19 protein-coding genes and 2 pseudogenes are annotated in these 25,748 nt (G+C 70.5%); 6 read left to right on the top strand and 15 right to left on the bottom strand.

Translation table 11 applies throughout. The features are described from left to right. Positions 1 to 62: 62 nt before the first annotated feature. The 5 genes from OG798_RS11815 to xylB all read right to left on the bottom strand — a co-directional run bounded on the left by OG798_RS11815 (position 63) and on the right by xylB (position 6,179). Positions 63 to 665, bottom strand: coding sequence for an N-acetylmuramoyl-L-alanine amidase (locus OG798_RS11815; RefSeq protein ID WP_121416868.1), 603 nt, complete (start codon positions 663 to 665; stop codon positions 63 to 65). Between the two features lie 46 nt (positions 666 to 711). Continuing rightward, positions 712 to 1,725: an acetamidase/formamidase family protein gene (locus tag OG798_RS11810; RefSeq protein WP_054228927.1), complete on the bottom strand. Its 1,014-nt coding sequence runs from the start codon at positions 1,723 to 1,725 to the stop codon at positions 712 to 714. Continuing rightward, the gene (locus tag OG798_RS11805) at positions 1,722 to 3,215 is read right to left on the bottom strand and encodes an APC family permease (protein WP_267061114.1); all 1,494 of its coding nucleotides are present in this window, start codon (positions 3,213 to 3,215) and stop codon (positions 1,722 to 1,724) included. Before OG798_RS11805 ends, OG798_RS11810 begins: the two co-directional genes overlap by 4 nt. A gap of 241 nt (positions 3,216 to 3,456) precedes the next feature. Next, positions 3,457 to 4,665: an ROK family transcriptional regulator gene (locus OG798_RS11800; RefSeq protein WP_267061113.1), complete on the bottom strand. Its 1,209-nt coding sequence runs from the start codon at positions 4,663 to 4,665 to the stop codon at positions 3,457 to 3,459. 68 nt (positions 4,666 to 4,733) lie between these two features. After that, positions 4,734 to 6,179 (bottom strand): xylulokinase, encoded by a 1,446-nt coding sequence (gene xylB, locus OG798_RS11795; RefSeq protein WP_095856057.1) that lies wholly within the window; start codon positions 6,177 to 6,179, stop codon positions 4,734 to 4,736. 163 nt (positions 6,180 to 6,342) lie between these two features. Between xylB and xylA the strand changes: the two genes are divergently transcribed. Next, positions 6,343 to 7,509, top strand: a complete 1,167-nt coding sequence (gene xylA / locus OG798_RS11790; RefSeq protein WP_054228923.1) for a xylose isomerase — start codon at positions 6,343 to 6,345, stop codon at positions 7,507 to 7,509. Between the two features lie 510 nt (positions 7,510 to 8,019). Here the strand turns inward: xylA and OG798_RS11785 are convergent. The 4 genes from OG798_RS11785 to OG798_RS11770 all read right to left on the bottom strand — a co-directional run bounded on the left by OG798_RS11785 (position 8,020) and on the right by OG798_RS11770 (position 13,846). Next, on the bottom strand, positions 8,020 to 8,142 hold the full coding sequence (locus OG798_RS11785; RefSeq protein WP_257016928.1) for a hypothetical protein: 123 nt from the start codon (positions 8,140 to 8,142) through the stop codon (positions 8,020 to 8,022). Positions 8,143 to 8,281: 139 nt separating this feature from the next. After that, on the bottom strand, positions 8,282 to 9,625 hold the full coding sequence (locus tag OG798_RS11780; RefSeq protein WP_121416873.1) for an esterase-like activity of phytase family protein: 1,344 nt from the start codon (positions 9,623 to 9,625) through the stop codon (positions 8,282 to 8,284). A gap of 88 nt (positions 9,626 to 9,713) precedes the next feature. After that, on the bottom strand, positions 9,714 to 10,997 hold the full coding sequence (locus OG798_RS11775; protein ID WP_267061112.1) for an SWF or SNF family helicase: 1,284 nt from the start codon (positions 10,995 to 10,997) through the stop codon (positions 9,714 to 9,716). Further along, positions 10,994 to 13,846: a DEAD/DEAH box helicase gene (locus tag OG798_RS11770; protein WP_328756953.1), complete on the bottom strand. Its 2,853-nt coding sequence runs from the start codon at positions 13,844 to 13,846 to the stop codon at positions 10,994 to 10,996. The genes OG798_RS11775 and OG798_RS11770 overlap by 4 nt, the downstream gene beginning before the upstream one ends. A 245-nt stretch (positions 13,847 to 14,091) precedes the next feature. Here OG798_RS11770 and OG798_RS11765 point away from each other — a divergent pair, with 245 nt between their 5' ends. After that, positions 14,092 to 15,174 carry a fatty acid desaturase family protein gene (locus OG798_RS11765; RefSeq protein ID WP_328756952.1) on the top strand — a complete coding sequence of 361 codons (1,083 nt, stop codon included), beginning with the start codon at positions 14,092 to 14,094 and terminating at the stop codon, positions 15,172 to 15,174. 129 nt (positions 15,175 to 15,303) lie between these two features. Then, positions 15,304 to 15,486, top strand: a complete 183-nt coding sequence (locus tag OG798_RS11760; protein WP_095856063.1) for a hypothetical protein — start codon at positions 15,304 to 15,306, stop codon at positions 15,484 to 15,486. Positions 15,487 to 15,628: 142 nt separating this feature from the next. On the opposite strand, the gene OG798_RS11755 is transcribed toward OG798_RS11760, so the two are convergent. The 6 genes and pseudogenes from OG798_RS11755 to OG798_RS11735 form a co-directional block, all read right to left on the bottom strand. Then, positions 15,629 to 16,495, bottom strand: coding sequence for a hypothetical protein (locus OG798_RS11755; protein ID WP_121416877.1), 867 nt, complete (start codon positions 16,493 to 16,495; stop codon positions 15,629 to 15,631). A 136-nt stretch (positions 16,496 to 16,631) separates the two neighbouring features. Continuing rightward, positions 16,632 to 16,946, bottom strand: coding sequence for a hypothetical protein (locus OG798_RS11750; RefSeq protein WP_373559013.1), 315 nt, complete (start codon positions 16,944 to 16,946; stop codon positions 16,632 to 16,634). Positions 16,947 to 17,515: 569 nt separating this feature from the next. After that, positions 17,516 to 17,962 carry a hypothetical protein gene (locus tag OG798_RS11745; RefSeq protein ID WP_328756951.1) on the bottom strand — a complete coding sequence of 149 codons (447 nt, stop codon included), beginning with the start codon at positions 17,960 to 17,962 and terminating at the stop codon, positions 17,516 to 17,518. A 416-nt stretch (positions 17,963 to 18,378) separates the two neighbouring features. Beyond that, a pseudogene (locus tag OG798_RS56540) lies at positions 18,379 to 18,483 on the bottom strand (hypothetical protein); the annotation flags it as partial. Positions 18,484 to 19,291: 808 nt separating this feature from the next. Continuing rightward, a pseudogene (locus OG798_RS11740) lies at positions 19,292 to 19,746 on the bottom strand (transposase family protein). A gap of 525 nt (positions 19,747 to 20,271) precedes the next feature. Further along, positions 20,272 to 21,168: an AraC family transcriptional regulator gene (locus OG798_RS11735; protein WP_328756950.1), complete on the bottom strand. Its 897-nt coding sequence runs from the start codon at positions 21,166 to 21,168 to the stop codon at positions 20,272 to 20,274. 97 nt (positions 21,169 to 21,265) lie between these two features. On the opposite strand from OG798_RS11735, the gene OG798_RS11730 reads away from it, so the two are divergent. From OG798_RS11730 to OG798_RS11720, 3 genes are all read left to right on the top strand, one after another. Next, the gene (locus OG798_RS11730) at positions 21,266 to 22,024 is read left to right on the top strand and encodes a nuclear transport factor 2 family protein (RefSeq protein WP_328756949.1); all 759 of its coding nucleotides are present in this window, start codon (positions 21,266 to 21,268) and stop codon (positions 22,022 to 22,024) included. A 12-nt stretch (positions 22,025 to 22,036) separates the two neighbouring features. Further along, complete coding sequence (locus OG798_RS11725) at positions 22,037 to 22,375, top strand: hypothetical protein (RefSeq protein ID WP_328756948.1); 339 nt, start codon at positions 22,037 to 22,039, stop codon at positions 22,373 to 22,375. An 897-nt stretch (positions 22,376 to 23,272) separates the two neighbouring features. Further along, the gene (locus OG798_RS11720) at positions 23,273 to 25,678 is read left to right on the top strand and encodes an AAA family ATPase (protein WP_328756947.1); all 2,406 of its coding nucleotides are present in this window, start codon (positions 23,273 to 23,275) and stop codon (positions 25,676 to 25,678) included. Positions 25,679 to 25,748 lie beyond the last annotated feature (70 nt).

The following is a 25,748-nucleotide window of genomic DNA, read 5'->3' as shown; positions in this document are numbered from 1 at the left end:
CGGAGCTCCTCACGTGGCGCTCACATGGGCGTGGGTCGTCGGGGGGCCGCGGCGGACGTCCGTCAAGCGAAGTTGACGAGCTTTATGTACCGCGTCCAGTCCCAGTTCGGCCCCGGATCCGTGTGGTCGGTGCCCGGTACCTCATAGTGGCCGATGATGTGAGCCCGGTCCTTGGGGATGCCGTGCTTCGCGCAGATCGCGGCGGTCAGCTTGGCGGACTCCTCGTAGAGCGCGTTGGTGAAATAGGCGGGCCGGTCCACCCAGCCCTCGTGTTCGATGCCGATGCTGCGGGTGTTGTAGTCCCAGTTCCCTGCGTGCCAGGCGATGTCGCGCTCCCTGACACACTGGGCGACATGCCCGTCGGCTGATCGCACGAGGTAGTGCGCGGACACCTTCTTCTGGGGGTTCTGGAAGATGGCCACGGTCCTGGGATAGGTCTCCTGCGTGACGTGAATGACCACGTAGCCGAGCGGATAGGCCGTCGGCCGACTGGACGCCGTGTAGTTGGAGGTGCTCGCCGCTGCCCATTCGGCGAGCGGATAGTCGACCACCGCCGTCTCAGCCGTCGCCTGTGCGCCGGGAAGTAACGCGTAGGGGAGGGCGGCGAGGGCGGCGCCGCCCTTGAGCAGGCGTCGCCGGCTCGGGAACGATCTGGCCCGTTCCATGGGGAAGTTGCCTTTCGGTGATGGGGGGGACGAGCGTCCGCCGCGCTCAGCGGCGCAGTGTCGCGGCGGTGTCACGCAGTCGCGCGTGCAGGCCGCGGTGTGTCTCGCGCGCGGGCAGCCACTCCTTGCGGATCTTGGCGACGCACGTGTAGTTGGTGTCGCAGACGTTCGCGAGCGGCGATTCCACCGCCTGGGTCGCGAACTGGTAGGCGTCCAGCTCGCTGAACCCGTAGTCGCGCACCAACCACTGCACCAGGTCGAGCTGCGATATGCGGAACGCGTCCTCCAGCGGGCGTGCCGAGCCGGTCGAGATGATGTGCGTGTCGGACTCGATGCGCGGCCAAGGGGTGGCGACTCCCTTGAGCAACTCGACGATCACCACCGTGTTCATCGCGCACTCCACGGCCACACCACATGTCTCGCCCTCGCCCTGCCGGGCATGCCCGTCACCGAGGCTCAACAGGGCGCCCTCGACGTTCACCCCGAGGAAACAGGTGACGCCGGCCCGCATCTCCGGAGTGTCCATGTTCCCGCCGTGCGCGTCGGGCACCAGCGCGGAGCGCACCTCGAGGTTCGCGGGCGCCACTCCGACGGTGCCGTGCATCGGGTCCATGGGCAACTCGATCCGGATGTCGCTGTCCCGGGCGCTGAACAGGGCGGTGCGCCGCTCCCGGTCGAGCTGCCAGATCCACACGGTCTCCGGCAGCGGAGGCTGCAGCGTGGCCGTGGTGTGCGTGGAGGTGAGCGCGCCGAACAGCGGGACCGTCGTCGAGGCCGCCCAGTCGCGAGCGGGCTCGATCGACACGAAGTGCACCGCCACGGTGTCGCCCGGCTCCGCGCCCTCCACATGGAAGGGGCCGGTCTGCGGATTGAGGAACGGGAACTCGCACACCTCGGACACCAGGTCCTTCTCCGAGCGCACCCGCCCGGCGAAGCAGTCCTCCGTGTACAGATCGAGGACGGTGCCCGGCGCGATGCGTGCCACGGGCGGCGCGCCACCGAACGTCCAGGCGTACTCGCCCGGTTCGGGACGCACGGTCAGGATGCGGGGGTCACTCATGGCTGCACGGCTCCGCTCTGCCGAAGGTCGGGGGACTCGGGGGGCGAGGTCTCGTCGAGGTGGACACGGGCGGTCTCGGCTATGCGCCCGGGATGGCGGCGCGACAGGACGATCAATACCACGACCCCGGCCGCCATCCAGACTCCGACAACCGGTCCCGCATACGAAACGGGCGCGGTGAGCTCCGAAACGAAGTCGAAGACGGGCAGGCCCGCGGCCGTCAGCAGCGCGGGCACGAAGGCGACGATGCCCAGCAGCGGGAAGAGCAGATGCCGCACCGGTTTGAGCAACTCTCGTCTGCGGCGCAGGAAATAGCCCGCGCAGGCGAGATTCACCACGATGTACACGCCGATGACGACCGTGACGATCACCGTCGCGAGCAGCAGGAACGCCGTGACGGGGTCGTAGTACAGACCGAGGCCCAGCACAGCCGCGACCGCCACGCCGCACTGCGCGGCGACGCCGGCGACGGGGGAGCGGTGCCTCGGATGCACGTGCGCGAAGAGCCGCGGGAACACCTTGATCCGGGCCAGGGCGAAGGCCGTGCGGGTGGATACCGTCGCGCAGGCGTTGGCGTTGGCGATCGTGGAGTTGACCACCGCCAGGAACACCAGCACCCAGAACAGTCCGAAGGAAGCGCGGGCCACGCCTTCCCAGGACGCCGCGCCGGAGGCTCCGAAGCTCCCGAAGCGCTCGGGGCCGAAGTACACCGATATGGCGTACGTGGTGAGGACGTAGAAGAGACCGATCCCCAGCGCCGCGCCGAGCACCGCTCGGTGCATGGTCCGGCGGGGATCCTTCGTCTCCTCGGCGAGCGGTGCCGCCGCCTCGAATCCGGCGAAGGCCAGCACCGTGTAGACCGATCCCGCGAACACACCACTGACGCCTTCGTACCCCTCGGCCGTGTGAGAGGTCCCGAACACCGACAGCGTGTTGTCGCCCCCGGCCTTGACGATCAGCCATATCGCGAAGACGAGGAAGACCAGCACCTCGAAGACGCCGAGGACGGTGCCGAAGCGGGCCGAGGCGCGCACTCCGAAGTATCCGGCGACCGCGATGATCGCCGCGCCCGCGAGCGACCACGGCCACCACAGGTCGTCCGGGTAGGAGGACCACTCCTGGTGCAGTGTGCCCGCCGCGGTGAAACCGAGTTGCAGGAGCAGCAGCGGTGGCACCAGCGCCTCGACGAACACATAGCCCCAGCCGACGAGGAACCCCACGGCCGGGTGCAGTCCCTGGGCCGCGTACGTGGCCACCGAGCCCGCGGTGGGCAACTGTCGTGCCAGCTCGGCCACACAGGACGCGGTGAAGAGGCAGGCGACGAGGGCTATCAGCACGGAAAGGGGCAGACTGCCGCCCGCGAAGGCCGCGCCCGACGGAATGGACGCGGCGACCGCCGCGGCCGGCGCCATGGCCGTGATGCTCTGGAACAGGACCTCCCGCAGCCCAACAGCGTCGCGCCGCAGCCCTGGTACCGTCTCCCCCGACATCTGAACCCCCCGATCCCCCGATTCACCCGGACAACCAGCCATCGGCCCGACGGCTGCGCCTCGCGTGAATTACGGTACGGCGCTTGCCGGTTGGGCGGGAGGGTACGGCGTTCGTCGGTGGACAACTCCGGGACTGTGGACAACTCGGTCACCCGTGAGGGGGAAAGGGACCCTGAGTACCGCGCTGTCGACCGCGATGGCTGCGGTGGCCGCGATGGCCGTCATGACCGCGATGACCGCGCTACGCCCGCTCCGCGAACCCCGCCGGATCGTCGAGCACGGCCCGCACCACCGAGTGGGCGGCCCCCAGCAGTGGCCCCTCGGGCCCCAGGGGTGACACGGACACGGCACAGGCGGGGCCCGCCGTGCGCCGCGCCAACTCGCCCTCCAGCGAAGGCAGCAGCCACGGTGCGAGACCGGACAGCGCTCCACCCAGCACGACCGTCTCCGGATCGAGGAGGTTGACCGCGCCCGTGAGCGCGATACCGAGCGCGGTCCCGGCGTCGCGCAGGGCACGCCGTACCTCCGCATCGCCCTGGGCGGCACGCTCGGCCAGCAGCCCGACACGGTCCTCACGCGGCTCCAGACCGGCCGCGCGCAGCACGGCCTCCTCACCCGCGTACTGCTCGAGGCAACCCCGTCCGCCGCACGGGCAAGGAGGCCCGTCCGGCCACACCGGTACATGCCCCAGCTCGCCCGCGAAACCGCGCGTTCCGCGCAGCAACCGTCCGTCCACGACCACGGCCGCACCGATGCCGATCTCCGCGGACACATGCAGGAAGTCACGTGGGGTGGCATCGCCGAGCCAGAGTTCCGCCAGACCGCCGAAGTTGGCTTCGTTGTCCACGGTCAGCGGGAGGTCCCCGGGCAACAGTGCGCCGAGATCCGTGTCCTGCCAGTCGAGGTTGGGGGCACGGACCACGGTCCGGTCGTCGCGGGCCACCAGGCCGGGCACCGCGACCGCGAGGCCCGCGGGCCACAGCCCCTCCTGTTCGGCCTCGGCGACGACCTGCCGCACCAGCGCGGTCAGCTCCTGGAGCACCGGCTCGGGCTGCCGCCCGCGGTTCGTGCCGTGCCGCACCGCCCGCGCCCGTACGTCACCGCGCAGATCGACGGCGCACACCGTCAGATGATCGACGCCCACCTCCGCGCCTATCCCGGTGGGGCCGTGCCTGCTGACGGCGAGTGCCGAGCCCGGTCGCCCCACCCGTCCGGGCCGCTCGGGGCCCAGCTCTTCGAGGAGCCCCGAGCGGATCAGCTCGTCCACCAGCGTCGAGACCGCCGCCCGCGTCAGACCGATGTGCGAGGCGACGGCGGCACGCGACAGCGGCCCCTCCGCGCTCACGGTGTGCATGACACGGGAGAGGTTGCGGCGGCGCATGCCCTGTTGGGTGTCGGGCAAGCGACGGCCGGAACCGGTCGGGTGGGCCTCGTGCAGTGGTGCGGTCATGCCTCCGTCAGTCCTCGTCCGGCCGGTCCCCTAAGGGCTGTCCTCGTCCGTGCTCGCTCAGTGCTCGCTCAGTCCTTGTTCGGTTCCCGTTCCAGGAGCGGGGCCGCGTCGGAGAGTACCCCGGCGATCCTCGCGAGCGTCTCCTCGTCCCGGTCCACGGCGTCGAGCACCGGCCCGTGGGCCGTTCCCCAGCGGCGGGCCACCGCGGCCGGGTCCTCGCCGGTCAGCAGGCCCGCGGCCTGCGCGGCGGCGCCCAGCGCGACCAGTTCCTTGGCCTCGGGCACCTGAACCGGACGTCCCGACAGCCGGCGTACGGTCTGCTGCCAGGCCGTTCCCCGGGCGCCCCCGCCGATGAGCAGCAGCGGCGCGGAGCGGTCCGCGTCCGGGTCGAGCACCAGGTCGAGGGCGCCGAGGAGGGAGTGGACCGCGCCGTCGTACGCCGCCTGCAGCAGCTGCCCGCCCGTCGTGTCGTGCCTGAGGCCGTGCAGCAGCCCCGAGGCATGGGGCAGGTTCGGGGTGCGCTCGCCGTCCAGGTAGGGAAGCAGCGTCACGCCGGTGCCCGGTTCGACGGCCTCGCGATCGAGGCCCAGCAGCGCGGCGACACGATCGACGGCGAGCGTGCAGTTCAGGGTGCAGGCCAGCGGAAGCCAGTCGCCGCGTGCGTCGGCGAAGCCCGCGACGGTGCCGGTCGGGTCGGCGGGTCGCCGCGTCGAGACGGCGTACACCGTGCCGGAGGTGCCGAGGCTCAGTACGGCGGTACCGGGGCGCAGTCCGAGGCCGAGCGCCGCGGCGGCGTTGTCGCCGGTGCCGGCGGCGACCAGCGTGCCCTTGGAGAAGGGCAGCTCATCGCGGGCGTGCACGGTTCCGGCCACCTCGCCGGGCCGGGCGATGCGGGGGAGCAGCGCCGGGTCGAGTCCGACGTGCGCGAGGACCTCTTCGTCGTACCTCTCCGTACCGGACGCCCACCAGCCGGTACCGGAGGCATCGCCGCGATCGGTCGTGCCCTCTCCCGTGAGGCGTTCGGTGAGGTAGTCGTGGGGCAGCCGTACGGCCGCGGTCGCGCGGACGGCGTCGGGTTCGTGCTCGGCCAGCCAGGCCCACTTCGTGACCGTGAAGGAGGGGCCGGGCACGCTGCCGGTGCGTTCGGCCCAGGCCTTCGGGCCGCCCAGCTCCTCGACCAGCCGACGGGCCTGTGGCGCCGAGCGCACGTCGTTCCACAGCAGGGCCGGGCGTACGGGATCGCCCTGGGCGTCGAGGGTGACGAGCCCGTGCTGCTGGCCGCCGATCGACACCGCGGCGGCCTCGTGGGCCGCCTCGCCGCACTGGTGCAGCGCCTCGCGGAGCGCGTCCCACCACTGCCGCGGATCGCTCTCGCGGCCCGCCCCGGTGGAGACGGTGTGCGGTGCCTGCCCGCTCGCCACCACCTGTCCGGTCGACGCGTCGACGACCAGGGCCTTGGTGGACTGGGTGGATGTGTCCACCCCGACGACGAGCGGACCCTCGGCTGCTGACATCGGGCTCTCCCTCTTCCGCGGCTCCGCGGGATCTGTCCTGGTGGTGGGGCTTGCGGACCGGTGTGGCCCAGGTTTCGCATTTCGTCTCTTCCCAGAGATGCATCCGCATACTAATTTGTTAACCGCCATGACGAAATAGTCGGAGCTAGCAAGGAGCCGCGGCATGAACTACCAGCCCACCCCCGAGGACAGGTTCACCTTCGGCCTGTGGACCGTCGGCTGGCAGGGAAGGGACCCGTTCGGCGACGCCACCCGGCGCGCCCTGGACCCGGTCGAGTCGGTGCAGCGCCTGGCCGAGCTCGGCGCCCACGGTGTGACCTTCCACGACGACGACCTGATTCCCTTCGGGTCCTCGGACAGCGAGCGTGAGTCGCACATCAAGCGCTTCCGTCAGGCCCTGGACGCGACCGGCATGCGGGTGCCGATGGCCACCACCAACCTGTTTACGCACCCCGTCTTCAAGGACGGCGCGTTCACCGCGAACGACAGGGACGTGCGTCGCTACGCGCTGCGCAAGACGATCCGCAACATCGACCTCGCGGTCGAACTCGGTGCACAGACGTATGTCGCCTGGGGCGGCCGTGAGGGTGCCGAGTCCGGCGCCGCCAAGGACGTGCGCGTCGCCCTCGACCGCATGAAGGAGGCCTTCGACCTCCTCGGCGAGTACGTGATCTCCCAGGGTTACGACCTCAAGTTCGCGATCGAGCCGAAGCCGAACGAGCCGCGCGGCGACATCCTGCTTCCCACCGTCGGCCACGCGCTCGCCTTCATCGAGCGCCTGGAGCGCCCGGAAATGTACGGCGTCAACCCCGAGGTGGGCCACGAGCAGATGGCGGGGCTGAACTTCCCGCACGGCATCGCGCAGGCCCTGTGGGCCGGCAAGCTCTTCCACATCGACCTCAACGGCCAGTCCGGCATCAAGTACGACCAGGACCTGCGCTTCGGCGCCGGTGACCTGCGCTCCGCGTTCTGGCTGGTCGACCTCCTGGAGAGTGCCGGGTACGCGGGGCCGAAGCACTTCGACTTCAAGCCCCCGCGGACCGAGGACTTCGACGGGGTGTGGGCGTCGGCCGCGGGCTGCATGCGCAACTACCTGATCCTGCGGGAGCGTACGGCCGCCTTCCGTGCCGACCCCGAGGTCCAGGAGGCGCTGCGCGCGTCGCGCCTCGACGAACTGGCGCAGCCCACCGCGGCGGACGGCCTGACGGGGCTGCTCGCGGACCGTGCGGCCTTCGAGGAGTTCGACGTGGAGGCGGCCGCCGCGCGTGGGATGGCCTTCGAGCGGCTGGACCAGCTCGCCATGGACCACCTGCTGGGCGCGCGGGGCTGATCGTGCCCCGGTGAGGTCTGGCCCGTTTCCTGGCGGGCCGGGCCTCACCTTTTGCTGCGCGGCCCCGGCGGGGAATGCTCCGGAATCATGCGATCCACGGCATGAGTCCGTATCAACTTCGGCACAGGGGTCGCCCCATGACCGGTTCGAGGCGAGTCTTGACGCTATGGCCACCCCGCCCTTACCGCCCCAGCCTCCCCGGCCGCCAGGAAACACGCCCCCTCCGGGAAACGGTGGCTTCGGCCCGCCGCCCGGAGGCTATGGGCCTCCTCCGGGAGACCAAGGTCCCCCTTTCGAGGGCTACGGTCCCCCTCCGGGGGGTGACGGTCCCGAGCCTCCCTCTGGATTCCCCGGTGGTCCGGTAGGCCCCGGTGGGGGGCGGCGCCGTACCCCGCTGTTCCTCGCGCTCGCCGCGCTCGTGGTCATCGTGGCTGTCGTCGCCGCGGTGCTGATGACCCGCGGCAGCAGCGACACGCCCGACAAGAAGGGGTCGACCGAGAGTGGCGGCACTCAGGGATCGTCGTCCCCGTCGCTGAGCATTCCGTCCGAGCTGCCCAGCGAGCTGCCTTCGTCCTTGCCCTCGTCCCTGCCTTCGTCCTTGCCCTCGGAGCTGCCGAGCGATCTGCGCAGCATCCTGCCGAGCGACCTGCAGTCGCTCCTGCCGACCTAGGAGAACGGCGCGCTGTCGTAAGCCGCTGAGGCGATGGGCACGCGCGCGTGGACGCCGTTTCGCGACTCACGCGCGCGTGCCCGACGCAAAGGGGTCCTGAGGTCAGATCCCGTGCGGCAGCCGTACGTACGTGACGGTCGTCTCGATACCGCTGTCCACCAGGCGGCCCTGCGCGTCGAACGCGCCCGCCCCGTCGGTCATCCCGAAGTCGTTGTCGTTGATCAGCGCGAGTGTGTCGTGGTCCACGCGAGCGACGCCCTCGATCTTTCCGGGCACCCCCGCGACCGTTCCGAGGTCCACGACCAGACGCTTGGCGAGCACCGGGACGCCGGAGGCGGCCGGATCGGCGAGCTGTTCCAGAGAGGGGGACGTCGTGTCGCTGTCCCAGGGGCCGCCGAGGATGTTCGCGCTGCGCGTGAGCTCCACCACCTGCAACCGCGCCGCCTTGTCCGTGCGTTCCTCCACCAGCAGCCGATCACGGCCGACGGCCACCACGGAGGAGATCTTCAGCTCCGACGTGTCGTCCTCGCTGGGGTCGACCACGTTCACCGGGTCGAAGCGGTAGGCGTACTCGGCGGTGACGGCCCGCTTCTTCGGGGAGAAGCGCAGCAGCCGCGTCGTGCGCGACGCGTCCCCCGCGTCGCCGTCCGGCAGCGAGAGCGGGCTCTGCACGGCCATCACCAGGTCGCCGCCCGGAAGCTGGGCGAGCCCTTCGAAGCCGCGATTGATCTTCCGGTGCAGCAGGACGGCAGGCAGCGTCTCGACCACCGGGTAGTCGGTGCCGGTCAGGTTCAGCCCCTTGGGCACATAGCGCGTGAGGACCTTCCCACGCGCGGAGACATGGATCAACGAGGGTCCGTACTCGTCGATGAGCCAGAAACCGCCGTCCGCGGAACGGACGATGCCTTCGGTGTCCACGCCGTTCGGGTTGTACGTGAGGGGGGTCTGCGCGTCATAGGAGTACGGCGCCTCGTCACGCCCCGCCTGGTTGGACAGCCCGGTGACGGGCTTCCCGGAGGACGTGGTGATCGGGAGCGCGTCCAGCACCTTCACGGTGTCACCGGACACCCTGATCTTCACGATCGCCGGGTCGAAGCCGGGCACCGGGAACGTGCGGCGCTTCTTGCCGTCGACCTTGATCTGCCCATTGGGGCCGCGGTCGGTGACCGTCCAGAACTCGCCCCGGCGCCCGGCCGGGTAGATGTCGCTGCCGATCCCACCGAGGTCCACGCCCCGGTCGTCGCCCACCGTGCCGGGCAGCAGCGCGTTGCTGAACGAGCCCAGGGGGATGTCGCCGAGGGTCGCGGTGCGCGTGACCCTCGGCTGCGACGGATAGCCCTGAGCATGCGCGGTGCCGACCGCCACGAGGGCGGCCAGCATCGCGAGCGGTACACCCGCGGCGACGGTTCGGTGGACGTGGCGCCGGCCGACGGAATGCGGGGACATCGGGCCTCCTGAGGCACAAGTTCTTTGACAGCGGCCAGAGTTGGCCGCTGCGCCGAACGCCGTACGACTTCGAGGTGAACGTGGGGCGTCAACCACTCATCGGGTCGCCGCCCGGGTCTCCCTGCGTCGTCGCGAAGGCGGTGGCCGGATCCCCTGCCGCCGGCCCCGCGGGGGTCCAACGGCCCCGCTCCTTGCGGTACGGCCACCATCGGCCGTCACGCCCCAGACGCAGCTGGGCAGGTGCGCCGACGGCGGTCCAGCGGTTGCGGGTGGCCCGAAGTCGTGGGCGCTCGTCCTCGTCCCAGGCCGCCTCCAGGGCGGCACGCGCGCGTGCGAGTGCCTCCGCCTCCACGGCCCACTCGTCCTCCAGCACAGCCAGCGCGACCACACCCCCGTGGTGCCAGGCGCGTACGGCGAGCGCCAGTTCCTGCCGGTCGCGCCCCGATCCGTCGGCCAGCCGCTCGACGATCACACCCTCGGGGGCCACCGCCGCAAGCCGGACCGCGTCCTGCTCAACTGTCAACTCCGCCGCCGGTGCTTCCTCCCCGTGAGTCGGTCTGAGCGCCTCGGCGAGCAGCCGGTGCGCCTCGGCCGCGGTCGCGGTAGCGAGGAACTCCAGGGCGGCCGGGTCGACGCCGGGTGCGGGCGCGGCATCGGTGTCCAGGGAGGGCGGTCGACCGGGTACCTCGGGCAGTATCGGAGGAGCGGGCAGGGGCGGCAGGATGTCCCCGGCCGCGTATGCCTCGCCGGCGTCGACGCCCTGCTGAGCGGGTTCCGGGGCGTCCGGCCCATGATCCGCGCTCGCGCTGCCGCGCGACTGAAGCTCGTCCAGCAACGTGCGTTCGGTGCGCCCGCGCATCAGCAGCAGGGCGAACGGATCCTGGTCGAGCAGCCGCGCCATCTGATAACAGAGCGCCGCGGTGTGCCCGCAGTGGTCCCAGGCCCCGCAGTCGCACTCGGCCTCCAAGTCACCCAAACCCGGAAGCAGCTCGACTCCCGACGCCGCCGCGTCCTCCACCAGATGCGGGGGCATCTCGCGGTCGAGCAGCGCCGCGACATGCCCGGCCCGTTCGACGGCCATGTCCAGGAAACGGTCCCACTGCTCCTCAGACAGTTCTTGAAGCAGCACGTCCGAGCGGTGTGCGGTGCCGTCCCGGTCCCGAACGACGGCGGTGACGCGCCCCGGCCGCACCGACACGGCGCCCACCGCCCCCGTACGCGCGAGTCTGCGGCCCGTCTTCACCTGCTCCGAGTCCAGTGCCGCGTCCTCCAGCGCCTTCAGCCAGGCCCGGCCCCACCACGTCTGCGCGAAGCCCTGCCCCTGTGCGGGCGGCAGCGCCGCGAACGTACGCTCCTCGTTCCCATCCGTCATCGTGCGTCCCCTCGCAGCTCCACCAGGTCGGCCAGTTCGGCGTCGGTCAGCTCCGTGAGCGCCGCCTCTCCGGCGCCGAGGACCGCGTCCGCCAATTGCTGTTTGCGCCGCAGCATCTCGGCGATGCGGTCCTCGATGGTCCCCTCGGCGATCAGTCGGTGCACCTGCACGGGCCGGGTCTGGCCGATGCGGTACGCGCGGTCCGTGGCCTGCGCCTCGACGGCCGGGTTCCACCAGCGGTCGTAGTGGACGACGTGCTCGGCCCGCGTCAGGTTCAGGCCGGTGCCCGCGGCCTTCAACGACAACAAGAAGACAGGGATTTCGCCCTCCTGGAAGCGCTCCACCATCGCCTCGCGCTCATGGACGGGCGTCCCGCCGTGCAGGAACTGCGTCGCGACGCCGCGCACCGCGAGATGGCGCTCGATGAGGCGCGCCATCCGCACGTACTGCGTGAAGACCAGAACGCTCGCTCCCTCGGAGAGGATGGTGTCGAGCAGTTCGTCCAGCAGCTCCAGCTTCCCGGACCTGCCCGGGATCTTCGGCCGGTCCTCCTTGAGGAACTGCGCCGGGTGGTTGCAGATCTGCTTCAGCCCGGTGAGCAGCTTCACGATCAGACCGCGCCGCGCCATGCTGTCCGCGCCCGAGATCTCCGCGAGGGTCTCACGCACCACCGCCTCGTACAGACCCGCCTGCTCCTTGGTGAGCGAGACGGCACGGTCCGTCTCGGTCTTTGGTGGCAGCTCGGGGGCGATACCGGGGTCCGACTTGCGCCGCCGCAGCAGGAACGGCCGGACCAACTGGGTGAGCCGCTCTGCCGCCGCAGGATCCTGAGCGCCTTCGACGGCCTGCGCGTAACGCGTCCGGAAGGAGCCGAGACTCCCGAGCAGGCCCGGCGTCGTCCAGTCGAGGATCGCCCACAGCTCCGAGAGATTGTTCTCCACCGGCGTGCCGGTGAGCGCCACGCGCGCGCGTGCGCCGACGGTGCGCAGTGCCCGCGCCGTCGCCGAGTAGGGGTTCTTCACGTGCTGCGCCTCGTCCGCGACGACCATGCCCCACGGCACCGCGGCCAGTCGTGACGCGTCGAGCCGCATCGTGCCGTACGTGGTGAGCACGAACTCCCCGTCCGCCAGGCCTTCCAGACTGCGCCGCGAGCCGTGGAAACGGCGCACCGGCGTGCCAGGCGCGAACCTCTCGATCTCGCGCTGCCAGTTGCCCATCAGGGAGGCCGGACAGACCACGAGGGTGGGGCCCGCCGCCAACGTGTCGGTCTGACGGTGCAGATGCAGGGCGATCAGCGTGATCGTCTTGCCCAGGCCCATGTCGTCGGCGAGACAGCCACCCAGACCCAAGGAGGTCATGCGGGCCAGCCAGTTGAGGCCCCGCACCTGGTAGTCCCGCAGCGTCGCGGTGAGCGCGGCGGGCTGCCCGACCGGCTCCTGTCCCTCCGGGTCCGAGAGCCGCTCCCGCAGCGTCGCCAGCCACCCCGTGGGCCGTACGTCGACCCTGCGGCCGTCGACCTCGGTGGAGCCCGTCAGAGCGGCGCTCAGCGCCTCGACGGGCGTGACCTTGCGATCCTGTTGCGCCCGGGCACGGCGCACCTCCTGCGGGTCGACGAGGACCCACTGGTCGCGCAGCCGCACCATGGGGCGGTTCGCCTCCGCGAGGTGATCCAGCTCCTGTCGTGTGAGTTGCTGATCGCCCAGCGCGAACCACCAGTTGAACGCAAGCAGCGCGTCCGCGGACAGGAAGGAGGGCGCGGCCGACGCGACCTTGTCCGGACTCCGCTCGTCGTCCGGCGGGCCGATGACGGCACGCGCGGTCAGCTTGCGCGCCAACTCCTTGGGCCAGTGCACGTCGACGCCGGCGGACCCGAGCATGCGGGCGCCCTCGCCGAGGAGTTCGGTGACCTCCTCGTCGGCGAGTTCGACGGCGTCCGGCACGGTCGCCGAGAGCAACGGGGTGAGCGGGGGCCAGGCGCGGGCCGCACGGCGCAGGGCGAGCAGGACGTCCATCCGCGCGCGCGGGCCGAAGGCCGCCGATCCGGCCCAGACGGCGGAGGCGTCCGCGACAAGGCCCGGGTCGTTCACGCTGTGCACCTGCAGCACCCCGCGGAACGGGAGCTGTGTCTCGTCCGCCCCGACCGACGCCAGCCCAGGGACCTCGACGCGCAGCGAGACGCGCACGCCCGCGTCGTGCCCCGCGGCCACGTCGGCGGCCCAGGCGTGTTGCTCCGGCACGTACTGCGGCTCCGGCGCCGCGAAGGCCGCACCTCCCGCGGCCTGCGACGCGGCGGGGGAGCGGGGCAGCACGTCGGCGACCGCGTCGAGGAAGGCTCGCAGCAACCGCTCCGGGTCGGGCAGCCGCACCGGCTCACGGCCGTCCACCGGTACGGCGTGCGCGTCGGGCGGCATCGCCGCGGCGAGTTCGCGTACGCGCTCCAGGTCGTCGGCCCGCAGCGGACCGGCACGCCACGCGTCGTGGTCGCTCGCCGTCAGCCCCGGCAGCAGCAGCCCCCGTGCGGCGAGTTGGAGGGCGAGCACGGCGGCCGCGCCCCAGAAAGTGGTCGCCCGGTGTGCGTGCGCGGCGGCACGCGCGCGCGTGAGGACCGGCAGCGCGGCGCGCACCGGGAGCAGGACGGCGGGCACGGTCACGAGCTCGACACCGTCGTCTCCGGGCAGTGCCACGGTCAGGTCGTCGAAGGCGCCGGACGCCACCACAGGTGGGACGTCGCCGTCGGGCCGCCAGAAGGCGACGCTCCCGGTACGGGACGGATCGGCGGGCATGAACACGGCACAGCATGGGGCCAGTTCGGAGATCTCGGCGGGCGTCGCCGCAGGAATTCTCTGCACAGCGATGGCGCATTCCTCAAATTTGACTACTGGGTCGGAGTCGCCGAGGCTACAGCACCGCGAACACCGGGCGGGGATGTCCGGACGTGACGTGGCTCTCCCCGGGCCGGGGGTGTACGTAACCCCCCTCGATGGACGGGGAAAGCCTCAGTACGGACGCGGGTGGTGGCGTCATGGTCGCCGAGGGTCACTGGTTCGTACGTTTCATCAGGTCAGCCCCTTGCCTGAGGAACCGGAGAGCCGCCATGCCCCAGACCGCCACAGCCGTCGTGGAAGACCTTCCAGGGGTGGGTGTCGGGCAGAGCCCAGGAAGCGACTTCGCGCCCCTCCTGCGCACCGTCAGGGCTCGGGGTCTCCTGGACCGGCGCCATGGATGGTACGCACGCGCGATCACCGTGAACGCGCTGGCCTTGGCCGCGGTCGTGACGGGTGTCGCCCTGATCGGCAACTCCTGGTGGGCGCTCGTCCTCGCCCCGCTGCTCGCCGTGTTCTCGGCCCGCACGGCCTTCATAGGCCACGACGCGGGCCACGCGCAGATCACCGGCAACAAGGGGGTCGGCCGTGCGATCGGCCTGGTCCACGGCAACCTGCTCCTCGGACTGAGCTACTCCTGGTGGAACCACAAGCACAACCGACACCACGCCAACCCGAACCACATCGACAAGGATCCCGACGTCGTCGCCGACGTCCTGGTCTTCACCGGTGAGCAGGCCGAGGTCCGGGTGGGCTTCCGGCGCTGGCTCACCCGCAACCAGGCCTGGCTCTTCTTCCCGCTCACTCTCCTGGAAGGCGTCGCCCTGAAGGTCCACGGCTTCCAGGACCTGCGCCGGCAGCCGCCGCGTGAGCGGGTGGTGGAGGCACTGCTGCTGGTGACCCACGTCGTGGCATATGCGACCTTGCTGCTGGCCTCCATGTCCCTCGGCAAGGCCCTGGCCTTCGCCGCGCTGCACCAGGCACTGTTCGGCCTGCATCTGGGCATGGCCTTCGCGCCCAACCACAAGGGCATGGAAATGCCCGACCCGGACGACGACCGCTGGGGCCATTTGCGCCGCCAGGTGCTCACCTCCCGCAATGTCCGCGGTGCCGCTCTGACCGACTGGTTCCTCGGTGGTCTCAATTACCAGATCGAGCACCACTTGTTTCCCAGCATGCCCCGACCCCATCTGAGGCTCGCCCAGCCGCTGGTGCGCGCACACTGTCGGGAATTGGGTATCCCCTACGCGGAAACCGGGCTCGTCGACTCCTACCGGCAGGCCCTGCGTCACATGCACGAGGTGGGCGAACCCCTCAGGACCGAGCAGCCGCGGACGGTCTCAGGGGGTGAGTGAGCGCGGAGGGTCTCAGGGGTGAGTCAGGGCAGCGCCTCAGGGATGTCTCAGGGTTGCGCACTGGAACCGTGAGAGGCGCGGACCCGTTTTGAGGACAGAGAGCGGCAGCAGCCGCGAAGGAGGCGACACATGTCGAAGAACGCGAAGATCGCCGCAGGTGGTGTGGCGGTCGGCCTCATCCTGCTGATCTGGTTGCCCTGGTGGGTCTCCTTCCTGATCGTGGTGGGAGTTCCGGCGGCCGCGTACCTGACGCTGGATTCCTCGCAGCGGCGCAGGCTGCGCCGCATCACCCGCAAGGAACTCGGGCGCTGAGGCGCTGCCGATTGGGTGCGTCTCCCGGCATGCGGGAGGCGGCTCGGTCGCCGCTCGGGGACCGTGCCGTCGGCAGGGTCCGCGAGCGGGTGCGTGCCCCGCTTCGTCCGGAGTGAGGAGCGCCCCCCCGCTGTGTGACCGCTCAGCTGGGGCGTACGGCCATCTTGTCGAGGGCCTCCAGGAGGCCGGGCAGTTCCGGGCCCCGGCCGACGGGCAGGACCTCTCCGGGCTCCTCGTCAAGGAGGACGAAGGCGATGTCGTCGGTCCGGGCGACCATGGACCAGCCGGGGCCGTCCGCGCGCAGGGTCCGGGCGTCGCCGGTGGCGAAGGACGAGCGGACGCGGCCCAGGGGCGGCGGGGTGTCCACGTAGGAGCGCGCCTCCGCGAGCACCCGGCGGATACCGCTGCGGGTCTTGCCGCTGCCGCTGCTGCCGTCGCCGCCGGTGCTCTCGGTCTCGTCCTGGTGGGCGTCCTCGGGCTGGGCGGTGTCCTCCGACGTGACGAAGTCGCCGTCGTCGATCTGTTCCCGCCAGATCGCCCACTGGAGGGCGATCTCATCGGCTCCGAGGCGCCGCTGGGCCGGTCCCCAGGTTGCGGTGTTCGGTGGGGTGAGCGCGGGCCGCTCCGTGAGCTCGGGCGCGGGGTCGTGCGGGGCCGGCACCCCGGGAGCCGCGACAGCGACGTCCAGGGGCCAGCCGGGCAGCGCGGAGACGACCGTGCGCTCGTCGGGCGACAGCTCGTGCTCCATCCCGCAGTCCCAGGACGCGATGGCGACGGCGACCAGCGAGACGTCGTCGATCACGACCGTCCACCGTGCACCCTCGCCATCCTGGCCGAGCACGAGACCGTACCCGTCGGCCAGGGGCGCCAGGTCGAGCGCCGCGCAGGCTTCCGGGTAGTCGTCCCCCAGCACGCTGGGGAACTTCGCGGGCGTCAGCAGCACCGCTGTCAGCACATACAGCGCGTCGTCGTCCCCGGTGGCGACGGCGCCATCGTCCGTCCCGGCCATCCCAGCCTCCCGATCGCTACGTTCGTCGGCGCACCATAATGCGACCCGAAGGCGCTTGTCACGAGCCCGAAACAGACGCGGAGCTGCAGTTATCCGGCTGGACGTGGGCGAAACGCCCGGCCCGCGTCCACCGCGGTCAGGCGGCGGGCAGGCCGAGCAGCGTCCGCGCCACCGTCCGGGGCGACTCGTCGCGCTCCCGCGCCAGAGCGATGACGGCACGGCAGGCCAGCTCATTCACCCCGAACGACAGGGCCTCGGGCGACACCCAGGCCGCGGCCTCGTCGATCTGCTCCTGGTCGTCCTCCGCACAGGCCGACACATAGGCCGCGGCCGCCTCGAAAAGATTGTGTGTACGTTTCTCCGGTCGCCGCTTGGCGGGCCGCTGCGCCTCGGCCCCGTCGGCCGCCTTCCGGCGCCATATCTCGCGGAGTCTGCCGAACATTCCGGTCATCGGGCCACCTTCCCCCTGCGCGGTTGCCATCGCTGATCGTTCACCTGCTGCTACTCAACGTATAGCCCGACTCGTCTGCCGCCAAGGGGTCCTGGCCAGCGAAAGTACTGGTCAGGGGCCCTTTTCCATAGGTCGAAGGGCCTCGCCGGACCCCGGTCCGCACCGGTTCAAACCGGACCGAGCGGCTACGTAAGTAGCCACGGGGGTAGCCATGAATAGTGGGGCCGGAGATTGGCGGCGGCGTGGCCTGACCTGGTGCAGGAGGCCTCTGGCCTGGGTCATCTGGGTGGTCCCGTTGCGATGCGTGAGCATGCGGCGCACCGCTTCTGACGTGTACCTCTCCGATAGTCCTGCTGAGTGGGGGTCTTCGTCTGATCGTCAGCAGTCTGGCTGTACCGACTGAGATCCGCCGGTGAGCGAGGGGTCGGCGGCCGCGGTGCGGCGGCGAGACCAAGGGGGCCGGGAATAGCGGCAGCGGGGCTGAGGCCGGTTGCCGGCCTCAGCCCCGCTGGGGTTCACCCTTTGCCGCTCCACCTATGAGGGGGCCGGCGACGACGGGGGTGGGGGCATCACGCCGCGTCGCGCACGGCGGACAGTTTCGGCCGCGCCGTCAGGCTGGCGGCTACCGCCCCGTGCGTGTCGGCGTGGTCCTTCAGGAGGTGGCTGTACGTGCGCCGGAGATCCTCGACGGAGGTGCCCACCCACGCGGCCACGGTGTGCTCCGGTATGCCGTTCTGGAGGCATGTGGAGATGAAGGTGTGCCTAAGGTCGTGGAAGGTCGGAAGGTTTCCGTCCTTGTCCTTGATGCCCAGCTTCAGCAGTGCGGGCTTCCACAGGGCCTCGTTGAAGTAGCTGCAGTACATCAGGTTGTCGTGCGGCGTCCAGAAGAGCGCTCGTGTCGAGCCGCGCTTGCAGTCGTCGATCTTCCTCCTGTGCTCCCACAACACGGTCTCCGTGGCCCGAGGTGGGAAGCGTTCCGTGTGCTCCTCCACGGCTTCCAGGAGGTACGGAGGCATCGGCGTGTGCTTCGAGCTGAGGCGTGGGCTCGTTTCAGCCGCTCTACGAGGAGGCGCTTGTAGCGAGTCTCCTTGGTCCTGAGCGCCTGCCGACGCACGGTGAGCAGGCTTCGGGTCGAGTCGATCACGTCGTCGCACACGCCGAACGCCTCTGCTTGCCGGTTGCCACAGCCGAAGCCGAACATGGGGATGAGGCGGTAGCGCACAGGGAACGTGTCGTAGATCGCCCAGCACTCGTCCGGGCTGAAGACGTACGACGTTGACTCGCCTACGTAGGGCTCGTCGACCTCGTAGGTCGGGTTGGAGGTGATCTTCCCGTTCTGAAGGGCGTCCTTCATGATCATCTGGAAGACTTTCCAGTGGTTTGCCCCAGTGGAGTTAGCGACGCTCTCGTTGTCCTCAATCTCTTGGATCCAGGCTTCGACCTGAGCCTTCTTGATGGCTCTGAGGCGTTGTCGGCCCCAGCGCGGATTGAGGTGCACGCGGATGGCTATCTCGTATTTTTCCAGGCTGCGCTCCTTTACTCGGCGCCTGCTGAGCCAGTCGGCCGCTCACTGTCGGAAGGTGAGGTTTGCCTCGACGGGCTCCGGGGTCACTCCCGGAGTCATTCCGTCCAGAACGGCCTGAGCCTGAGTCTGAGTCAGGCCAACTGACTTAGGAATTGAAGCTCGCGTGCGGCTGCCCTCGCTGTTCGTGAGGTTGTAGCCCCAACTATGTTTGCACCCGCCCTTCTTGGGTCTGTTCTGGTCGGGGCGGCCGCACCGCTTGTAGACAGTGGGCTTGCGTGCCACGGGATGCCTCTCTTGATCTTGACCGTTTCTCAGGTGTTTCCCTGGCCAGGGGAGTTGGACTCTACGTAGGCGCAGCCGCGGCTGGTCAAGCCCGACGAGCGGGGAGCGGGACGGGCGGCCATGGACCTTCAATCCGGGGCAATAACGCCTCGCCGGTGTGCGGAATTCACTCCGTACGTTCTTCGAGTCATGCCTCGGAATCGCGCTCCCGGACGCGAAAGATGCGATCGCTGACGCGCACGACGGGGATATACCAACTCCTGTAGTTGTCGAGCACGGTGCGCTTTGTGAGTTCTATCCGCTCGGCAATCGTCTCGAAACTCAGCAACGTATTTGAACCACCGCGAGGCATACTCGTCTTTGTTGATTCGTAGGTCTCCCCGGCGGACCGATCCGGCCGGATGGAGCCGGTTGCGTCCAGCCCGGCACCGACAAGTACGTGGATCAGCGGAATCTGTTACACCCGGGCGAAGCCCAACGCGCCTGCCGCACGATGAAGTCGCTCTGGGGTGGTGGCGTCAGTGAGCCTTTATCAACCTCAGTTTGAGCAGGTCAGGTGGAGGGTGAGGGCGACTTGGACGAGCCTGGTGATTCGAGTGTGCTGCAGCGGAGTTTCCGCACCAGGTGCCAGGTCTTCAGGGTCGCCCCATGGCCCGCCTGCTCGCCGAGGGCCCGGATGCGGGCGTGCGCGGCGTTGACCGCGCGTTGACCTGTCGAGAGGTGATCCCACCGGCTACGGAAGGGCACCCGCACGGTGCCGCCCGCGCCTTGGTAGCCCTGGTCCGCCCAGCAGGCCAGGCCCACCTCGAACCCAGTCGCGAGTTGCGCGTAGGTATGCCCCAGACGTAGGTGCGCCAGCACCAGCAGCGCCTGGCGGCCGGCGGACAGCCGCCGCCAACGCGTCCCGCACGCCGCCCTGTGCGCGGCCAGTCGGTCGGTCAGGAACCGCAGGTGCTGGGTAGACAGGTCGAGGGCAGACGGATAGACGCACACGAAGCTCCTGACAGCACGGGCGATCTTGGTCGTGAACCCGTCTACCAGGAGCTTCATTACGTGCGTAGACCAACCGGCAGACTTGTCACCCAAGTTGGCCGTCGACACTATCGCTGCGGGCTCTGTATAGGCTGCGAGCGGGCTCGCGAGCTGTTTCGAGCGATCACCGACAGCAGCATCGAAGACCGTAGCTGATCACCGGTGCCGGGCCGACGTCACGGCGCAGTCGGGCGAGCATACGCGAGGAAGCACTGCAGTCTTCCCCATCACGCACCCTCAACGTGAGGTTGAAACAGGCTCAGTGTTGGACGGCGGCGGTCGGGATGGCGGCTGAGCCCTTGTATGTTGTCGACCTCGTCAGCGGTCATGGGCGTGCCGTGGCGCGGGGTTCGTCGACGGAATCACCAGCGAGCCGCGGTTCGTGTGCGCGGAACTCGCGGCGTGCTGGTTACTACCGCCAGATGAAGTGGATGGGCCGCGCGGTAGGGGGAGCCGCGGCGGGGCCTTGGCTCGTCTTTCCTGTCCTCAGCTCTTCGCGTCGCGGAAGGAGCCGGGGGTCTGGCCGGTCGCGCGGGTGAAGAACTTGCTGAAGTTGGTGGGCTCTGTGAAGCCGAGGCGGTGGCTGATGGCGGCAACAGGGATGTCGGTATGGGCCAGCAGGCGTTTGGCCTCCAGGGTGACGCGCGCGTCGATGAGGTGCTTGGCAGTGTGACCGGTGGCGCGTTGGCAGGAGCGGTTGAGGGTCTTGAGGGAGTAGCCGAGCCGGTCGGCGTAGTCGTGGGCCTGGCGCAGGGCGGCGAAGGAGCGCTCGAGTTCCTGCTGGAAGAGGCGGTACGGCTGCAGAGCGGCGAAGGCCGGCGCGTGGCCGTCGGGGGCGGGGAGGCGGGCGATGCGCAGCAGTACCCCGGCCAGCAGCTGACGCAGGAGCTCTCTGGTGATCTCGGGTTCCTGGTCCGCGAGGCCGGCGTACTCGGTGGCGAGTTCGGCCAGCGCGTGGTGGAAGCGGTCGTAGTCGTCGCGGACGAGCTGCCAGGAGGCGGGACCGAACGCGTCGTCGGTCACCCGCGCGGTCGCGGGGAGCCGGGGCGGGAAGTCCGGCGTGAACAGCACCACTGTGGCGTCCAGGTCGGCGGGGTCACCGTCGAGCGTCGTGGGCAACCGATGCACCTGTCCGGGGCGGATGTGCAGCAGAGTCCCCGGCCGGCAGGGGCGGTCGATGAAGTCCACCATGCCGAGGCCTTCGCCGTGGTGGACCAGAGTGAGGTGATGGAAGTCCAGCCGGTGCACTCGCTTGAACTTCGTGCCCGGAAGGCGGTGGACCAGATCGGCGAAGGTGAGGACCTCCAGTCTCAGATCTGGGCGCACGGGGTTGCGATAACCCCGCTCGACCACCGGAGCCTGTCCCATTTCGACCATCACCATGCCTGACTCTACCGTGTGCCCGGGCTGGTGTGCCGCGAGAGTGGGCTGCAGGCCGGTGAGTAAGGCGTCACCGGAACACGCAGATCGGAGTCGTGCTGTGAGCAGCAAGGAAATCGTCCTCAAGGCCGCTGGCGAATTGTTCGGTGACAAGGACCCCGGCGCTGTGGATCGCTGGGTGGCCGCTGACTACCGTCAGCACAGCAGCCTGGCCGCGGACGGGCCGGAGGCGCTGCGCCAGCTGGTGGCGGGTCTGCCGGCGAGCTTCCGTTACGAGGGCGCCCGGGTGATCGCCGACGGTGATCTGGTGGCTCTGCACGGCACGTATCACGGATTCGGACCGGAGCCGCTGGTGGCCTTCGACCTGTTCCGGGTCGACGAGGACGGCAGGTTGGCGGAGCACTGGGACGCGCTGACCCCGGTTGTCTCGGACACCGCCTCCGGCCGTTCACAGACCGACGGCCCGGCTGCGCCCTCCGACCTGGACCGGACGGAGGCCAACCGGAGGCTGGTGGCCGAGTTCGCGGAGAAGGTTCTCAAGGGAGCCGACTACTCGGTGCTGACCGACTACATCTCCACCGAGACTTACCTCCAGCACAACCCGGAGGCCGCCGACGGACTGGACGGCTTCGGCGCCGCGGCCGCCAAGTGGGCCGAGCAGGGCAAGAACCTGGTCTACAAGACCATCCACAAGGTCGTCGCCGAGGGAGACCTCGTGCTGCTGCAGTCCGAGGGCGAGTTCGGCGTGCCGGTCGCCTATTGGGACCTGTTCCGTGTCGCCGACGGAAAGATCGTCGAGCACTGGGACGTCATCGCACCCGTCCCGGCAGAATTGCCGCACGGGAACGGCCTGTTCTGAGGGTCTGGCACCGTGAGCGATCTGACCTGCACCGGGAAGACCTTCCGGATGACCGTCCACGACGGAGTCGCCTTCCACAACTCCGGCGCGCCCGGCGAGGCCACGCTGCACCATGAGACCGCCGCAGGGCGGACGAACGGCGCGGTCGCGGACGTCGACCTGCCCGCCGCAGAGATCAGCCGCGGTGCCTTCCTTCCGTCCCGGCCGGACAGGCCGGGCACGACCATCGCCCACGCCGTGAACCCCGACTCCAAGACGGATCGCGCTCGTTCCTCGCCTTTGCGGGCAGTCCTGACGTGGCTGCCGCAGCACACTGACACCATCGCCGATGCGGGAGGCGAGCACCGGTGACCGCCGCTCCCGGTGCCCCCTCCGCAGGCCCTGATGTGACCGGACTGCACTTGTCGATGGGCGACTTGCCGCTGTCCTCCGTCATCCATGAGCTGATCGCCCGTCAACTCGACGCCGACGAAGGCATCGAGGACGATCCGGAGGCGGTCGTTGTCACCACCGGCCGGCAGGAGGCGCTCTTCCCCCTGTGGGTGCAGCGCCGCCACGCCCGGGATGTGCCGCCGGCTGTCACACCCGCCCCCGCCGGCGTGACCGGCGCGGCGCGCCTGCTGGGCCTGCCGGTCCACCCCGTCGCCAAGGCGCCGGACGGAGGCGACCTCGCGGACCAGCGGTGGCGCGTCCACCAGGTCCGCGCCGCCGGACTGGGACCCCGGGCCCTGTACGTCGTGACCGACCACGCCAACTCCTACGGCTTCCGCACAGCGCTGCCGGTGCGCCGCGACCTCCTCGACCTCGCGGCGCGGGAGGGCGTCCTGTTGCTGGAGGGCAACCCCTACGGCCTGTTCCCGTGCCCCGGCCGACGGCTGCCGATCCCCAAGGCCCTACACCCCGACCGGCCCGTCATCCACCTCGGCTCGCTGTCGAAGACGGGCTTCCCAGGCGTGCGGATCGACTACGCCATGGCCGACCCGCGTGTCGAGGACGGCGCCCACCTGGCCGACCCGCCGACACGGGCCAAGAGCATGGTCACCCTCGGCACCGCGCTGTCGGCGCAGGCTGTGACCGGAGGCCGGCTGCTGGAACGCGGGCGCGGCCTGGCGCGTGCCGTCGAGCGGGAGACGACCCACCCACCTGAGTCGGCGGGCGGCAAGGAAGCCATGCGCCGCCCCCGCCGTACGACGAAGGCGTCTCCCCTCGGTCGGGACGGCGAGATCGAGCTGATCCTGCAGTGCGTGCGTGACGCGGAAGCCCGGCAGTCCCCAGGCGCTGCTGCTTCTCGGCGGGGAGGGGATCGGACGTACGACGTTGCTCCGCCACGTCCGGGAAGTGGCCATCGGCGAGGGTGTGCTCGTGCTGTCGGCGCAGGGCTGGGCCGCGGACCAGCGGCACGCTCGCGCCTGCCTGCAGCAGCTGCTGGCGCCGGTCCTGGAGGAGTTGCCCGCCCTGCCTGCCGTACACGGCCAGGTCCTGAGCGCCGCCTTGGATCCCCTCTGCGGAGACAACGGCCTCAGCGACGCCCAGGTGCAGGCCGCCGTGCTGGCTCTGCTGGACCGACTCGCCACGTCGCGTCCGGTACTGGTGTGCGTGGACGACGCTCACGCCTGTGACCGAGCGTTCCTCGACTCGCTCTGCGCGGCACCCCGGCTCCTGGCCGGCCGAGCGGTGACGGTTCTGCTCGCCGCACCCGGCGACGGCCCTCTGCCCAGCCTGCCTCCCGGCATGGAGAGCCTGCATCTGGGCCCATTGAGTGTCCCGTCGGCCGCCGCGCTGCTGGACCGACAGCCCGCAGAGCCCACGGGCAGGCGCAGGCTGGAGATCCTGGAGGAAGCCGAGGGGAATCCGCTGGCTCTGGTGGAACTGAGCCGCCGTACGCCTACGCCCGCCCGAGTGGGACTGCCCGGAGCCGGACCGGCACAGTGGCCGCCCACGGCGAACGTCTTTGGGCGGCGACTCGACGCGCTTCCTCCCGAGACCGGACGGGCCCTGCTGTACGCAGCGGCCGCAGGGCCTGGTGAGACCGTCGCCGCCCTCATGGCCGCCCTGGACACCGACGACCTCGCGGTGTGGGCCCCGGCCGAGGCGGCCGGTCTGGTCGCGCTGGTCGAGGACCGGCTCGTTTTCCGGCATCCGCTGGTGCGATCGGCGGCGCTCCTACGCCGTCCGGCGGGCGAGCGGCATCGCGCGCATCTGGACCTCGCCAGGGTCGGCACCCAGCCGGAGGTCAGAGCCCGTCACCTGGCCGCCGCCACCGTGGGACCCAGCGAACCGGTAGCCGCCGCCCTCGAGGACTCCGCGTGGCGGCGCGGGGACGCAGTGAGTGCCGCCCGCGCCCTGGAGCAGGCGGCCCGGCTGAGCCCCCAGCGACGGGAACGCGCCCGTCGCCTTGCCGAGGCCCTCGTGGCAGCGCATGCGGTGGGAGACCCCGGCTGGGTGCGGGACCTGTACGGCCGGTTCGTCCAGGTCACCACGGATCCGGAACGCGCCTGTGTCGCGACCGGTGCCCTGGCCTCGGCCCTGCCCCAGGAGTCCTCCCAGCAGGAGGCCTTCGAGGTTCTGGCAGACATGTCGGCACACCTTCCCGCGGGCGGTCGACCTTTCGCGCTCGCCTTGGCGGCCCTCGCTGCGGGCATCGCGGCCCAGTCCGGTCTGCCGGACCACAAGGCGGCCCTGTCCACGCTGCTCGACCGTGCCCGAGAGGCCGACCCGCGCCGACCACCGGTGACCGGGCCGCTGGGCCGCCTGGACACGCCGGACGCACAGAAGGCACTGGAGGCGCTCGTCACCACGGTGGTCCAACCGGCTGCCGCCGCCCGCCTGCTGCCGCGCCTCGGTCGTTCGCGGAGGGCGTGGCTGGACGCCCCGGACGAACCGGCCTGCCGGATGGCGATCGCCTCGGTGGCCTACCACGCGGACGAGGCGGACGTATGCCTGGGCCAGTTCCGCAAGGCCGACGCCCATCTCCGGACCTCTCGCGCCTTCGGCATCCGCGCATGGTCGGTCCTCGCCCTCTTGGACACCCTCGTGAACACCGGGCGGTTCACCCAGGCCGACTCCCTGATCCGGGAAACCGGGGCCGAGGCCGCGGTGCTGCGCCTGCCGCGCCTCCAGGCCGATCTGGAAGCACAGGCCCTCACCCTGCTGGCGCTGCGCGGAGCCGTCCCGCCGGAGCCCTGGCTCACCCCCTCGATCTGGCACGCCGTCAGCCTGGACGAGAACCGGGCCACGCACGCACGCCTCCTGCGCGCCCAAGGGCTTGGATCCATGGCACTGGGGGACTGGGACGGGGGCTGGCGACACCTGCGCGACCTGTTCATCGCTGACGAATCGCCGCTGCACTCCTTCCTGTCGCCCCGGAGCATCGCCGAGCTCGCAGTCACAGCCCAACGGACCGGCAGGTCGCAGGAGGTCGTGCCGATTCTGGCCCGAGTCCGGGCGGAGCAGGGGGCGCGCCCCAGCACCAGGATGGCGCTGCTCCTGCACCATGCCACCGCACTGGTCGACCTGGACGACGACGCCGAGCAGCACTTTCACCTCGCGCTGGTCAATCACGAGGCGGACCGGTGGCCGTGGGAGCGCGCGCATGTCCGCCTCAACTACGGTGTCTGGCTGCGTCGTTGCCGCCGGACACGCGAGGCGCGCTAGCAGCTGACCGCGGCGCTCGAATCCGCCGAACGTCTGGGCGCCGGCCCCCTCGCGGCGGCCGCCAGACGCG

The organism is Streptomyces sp. NBC_00271, from assembly GCF_036178845.1.
In the GTDB taxonomy this organism is placed as follows: Bacteria; Actinomycetota; Actinomycetes; order Streptomycetales; family Streptomycetaceae; genus Streptomyces.
This window is presented reverse-complemented; position numbering and strand designations above follow the sequence as displayed.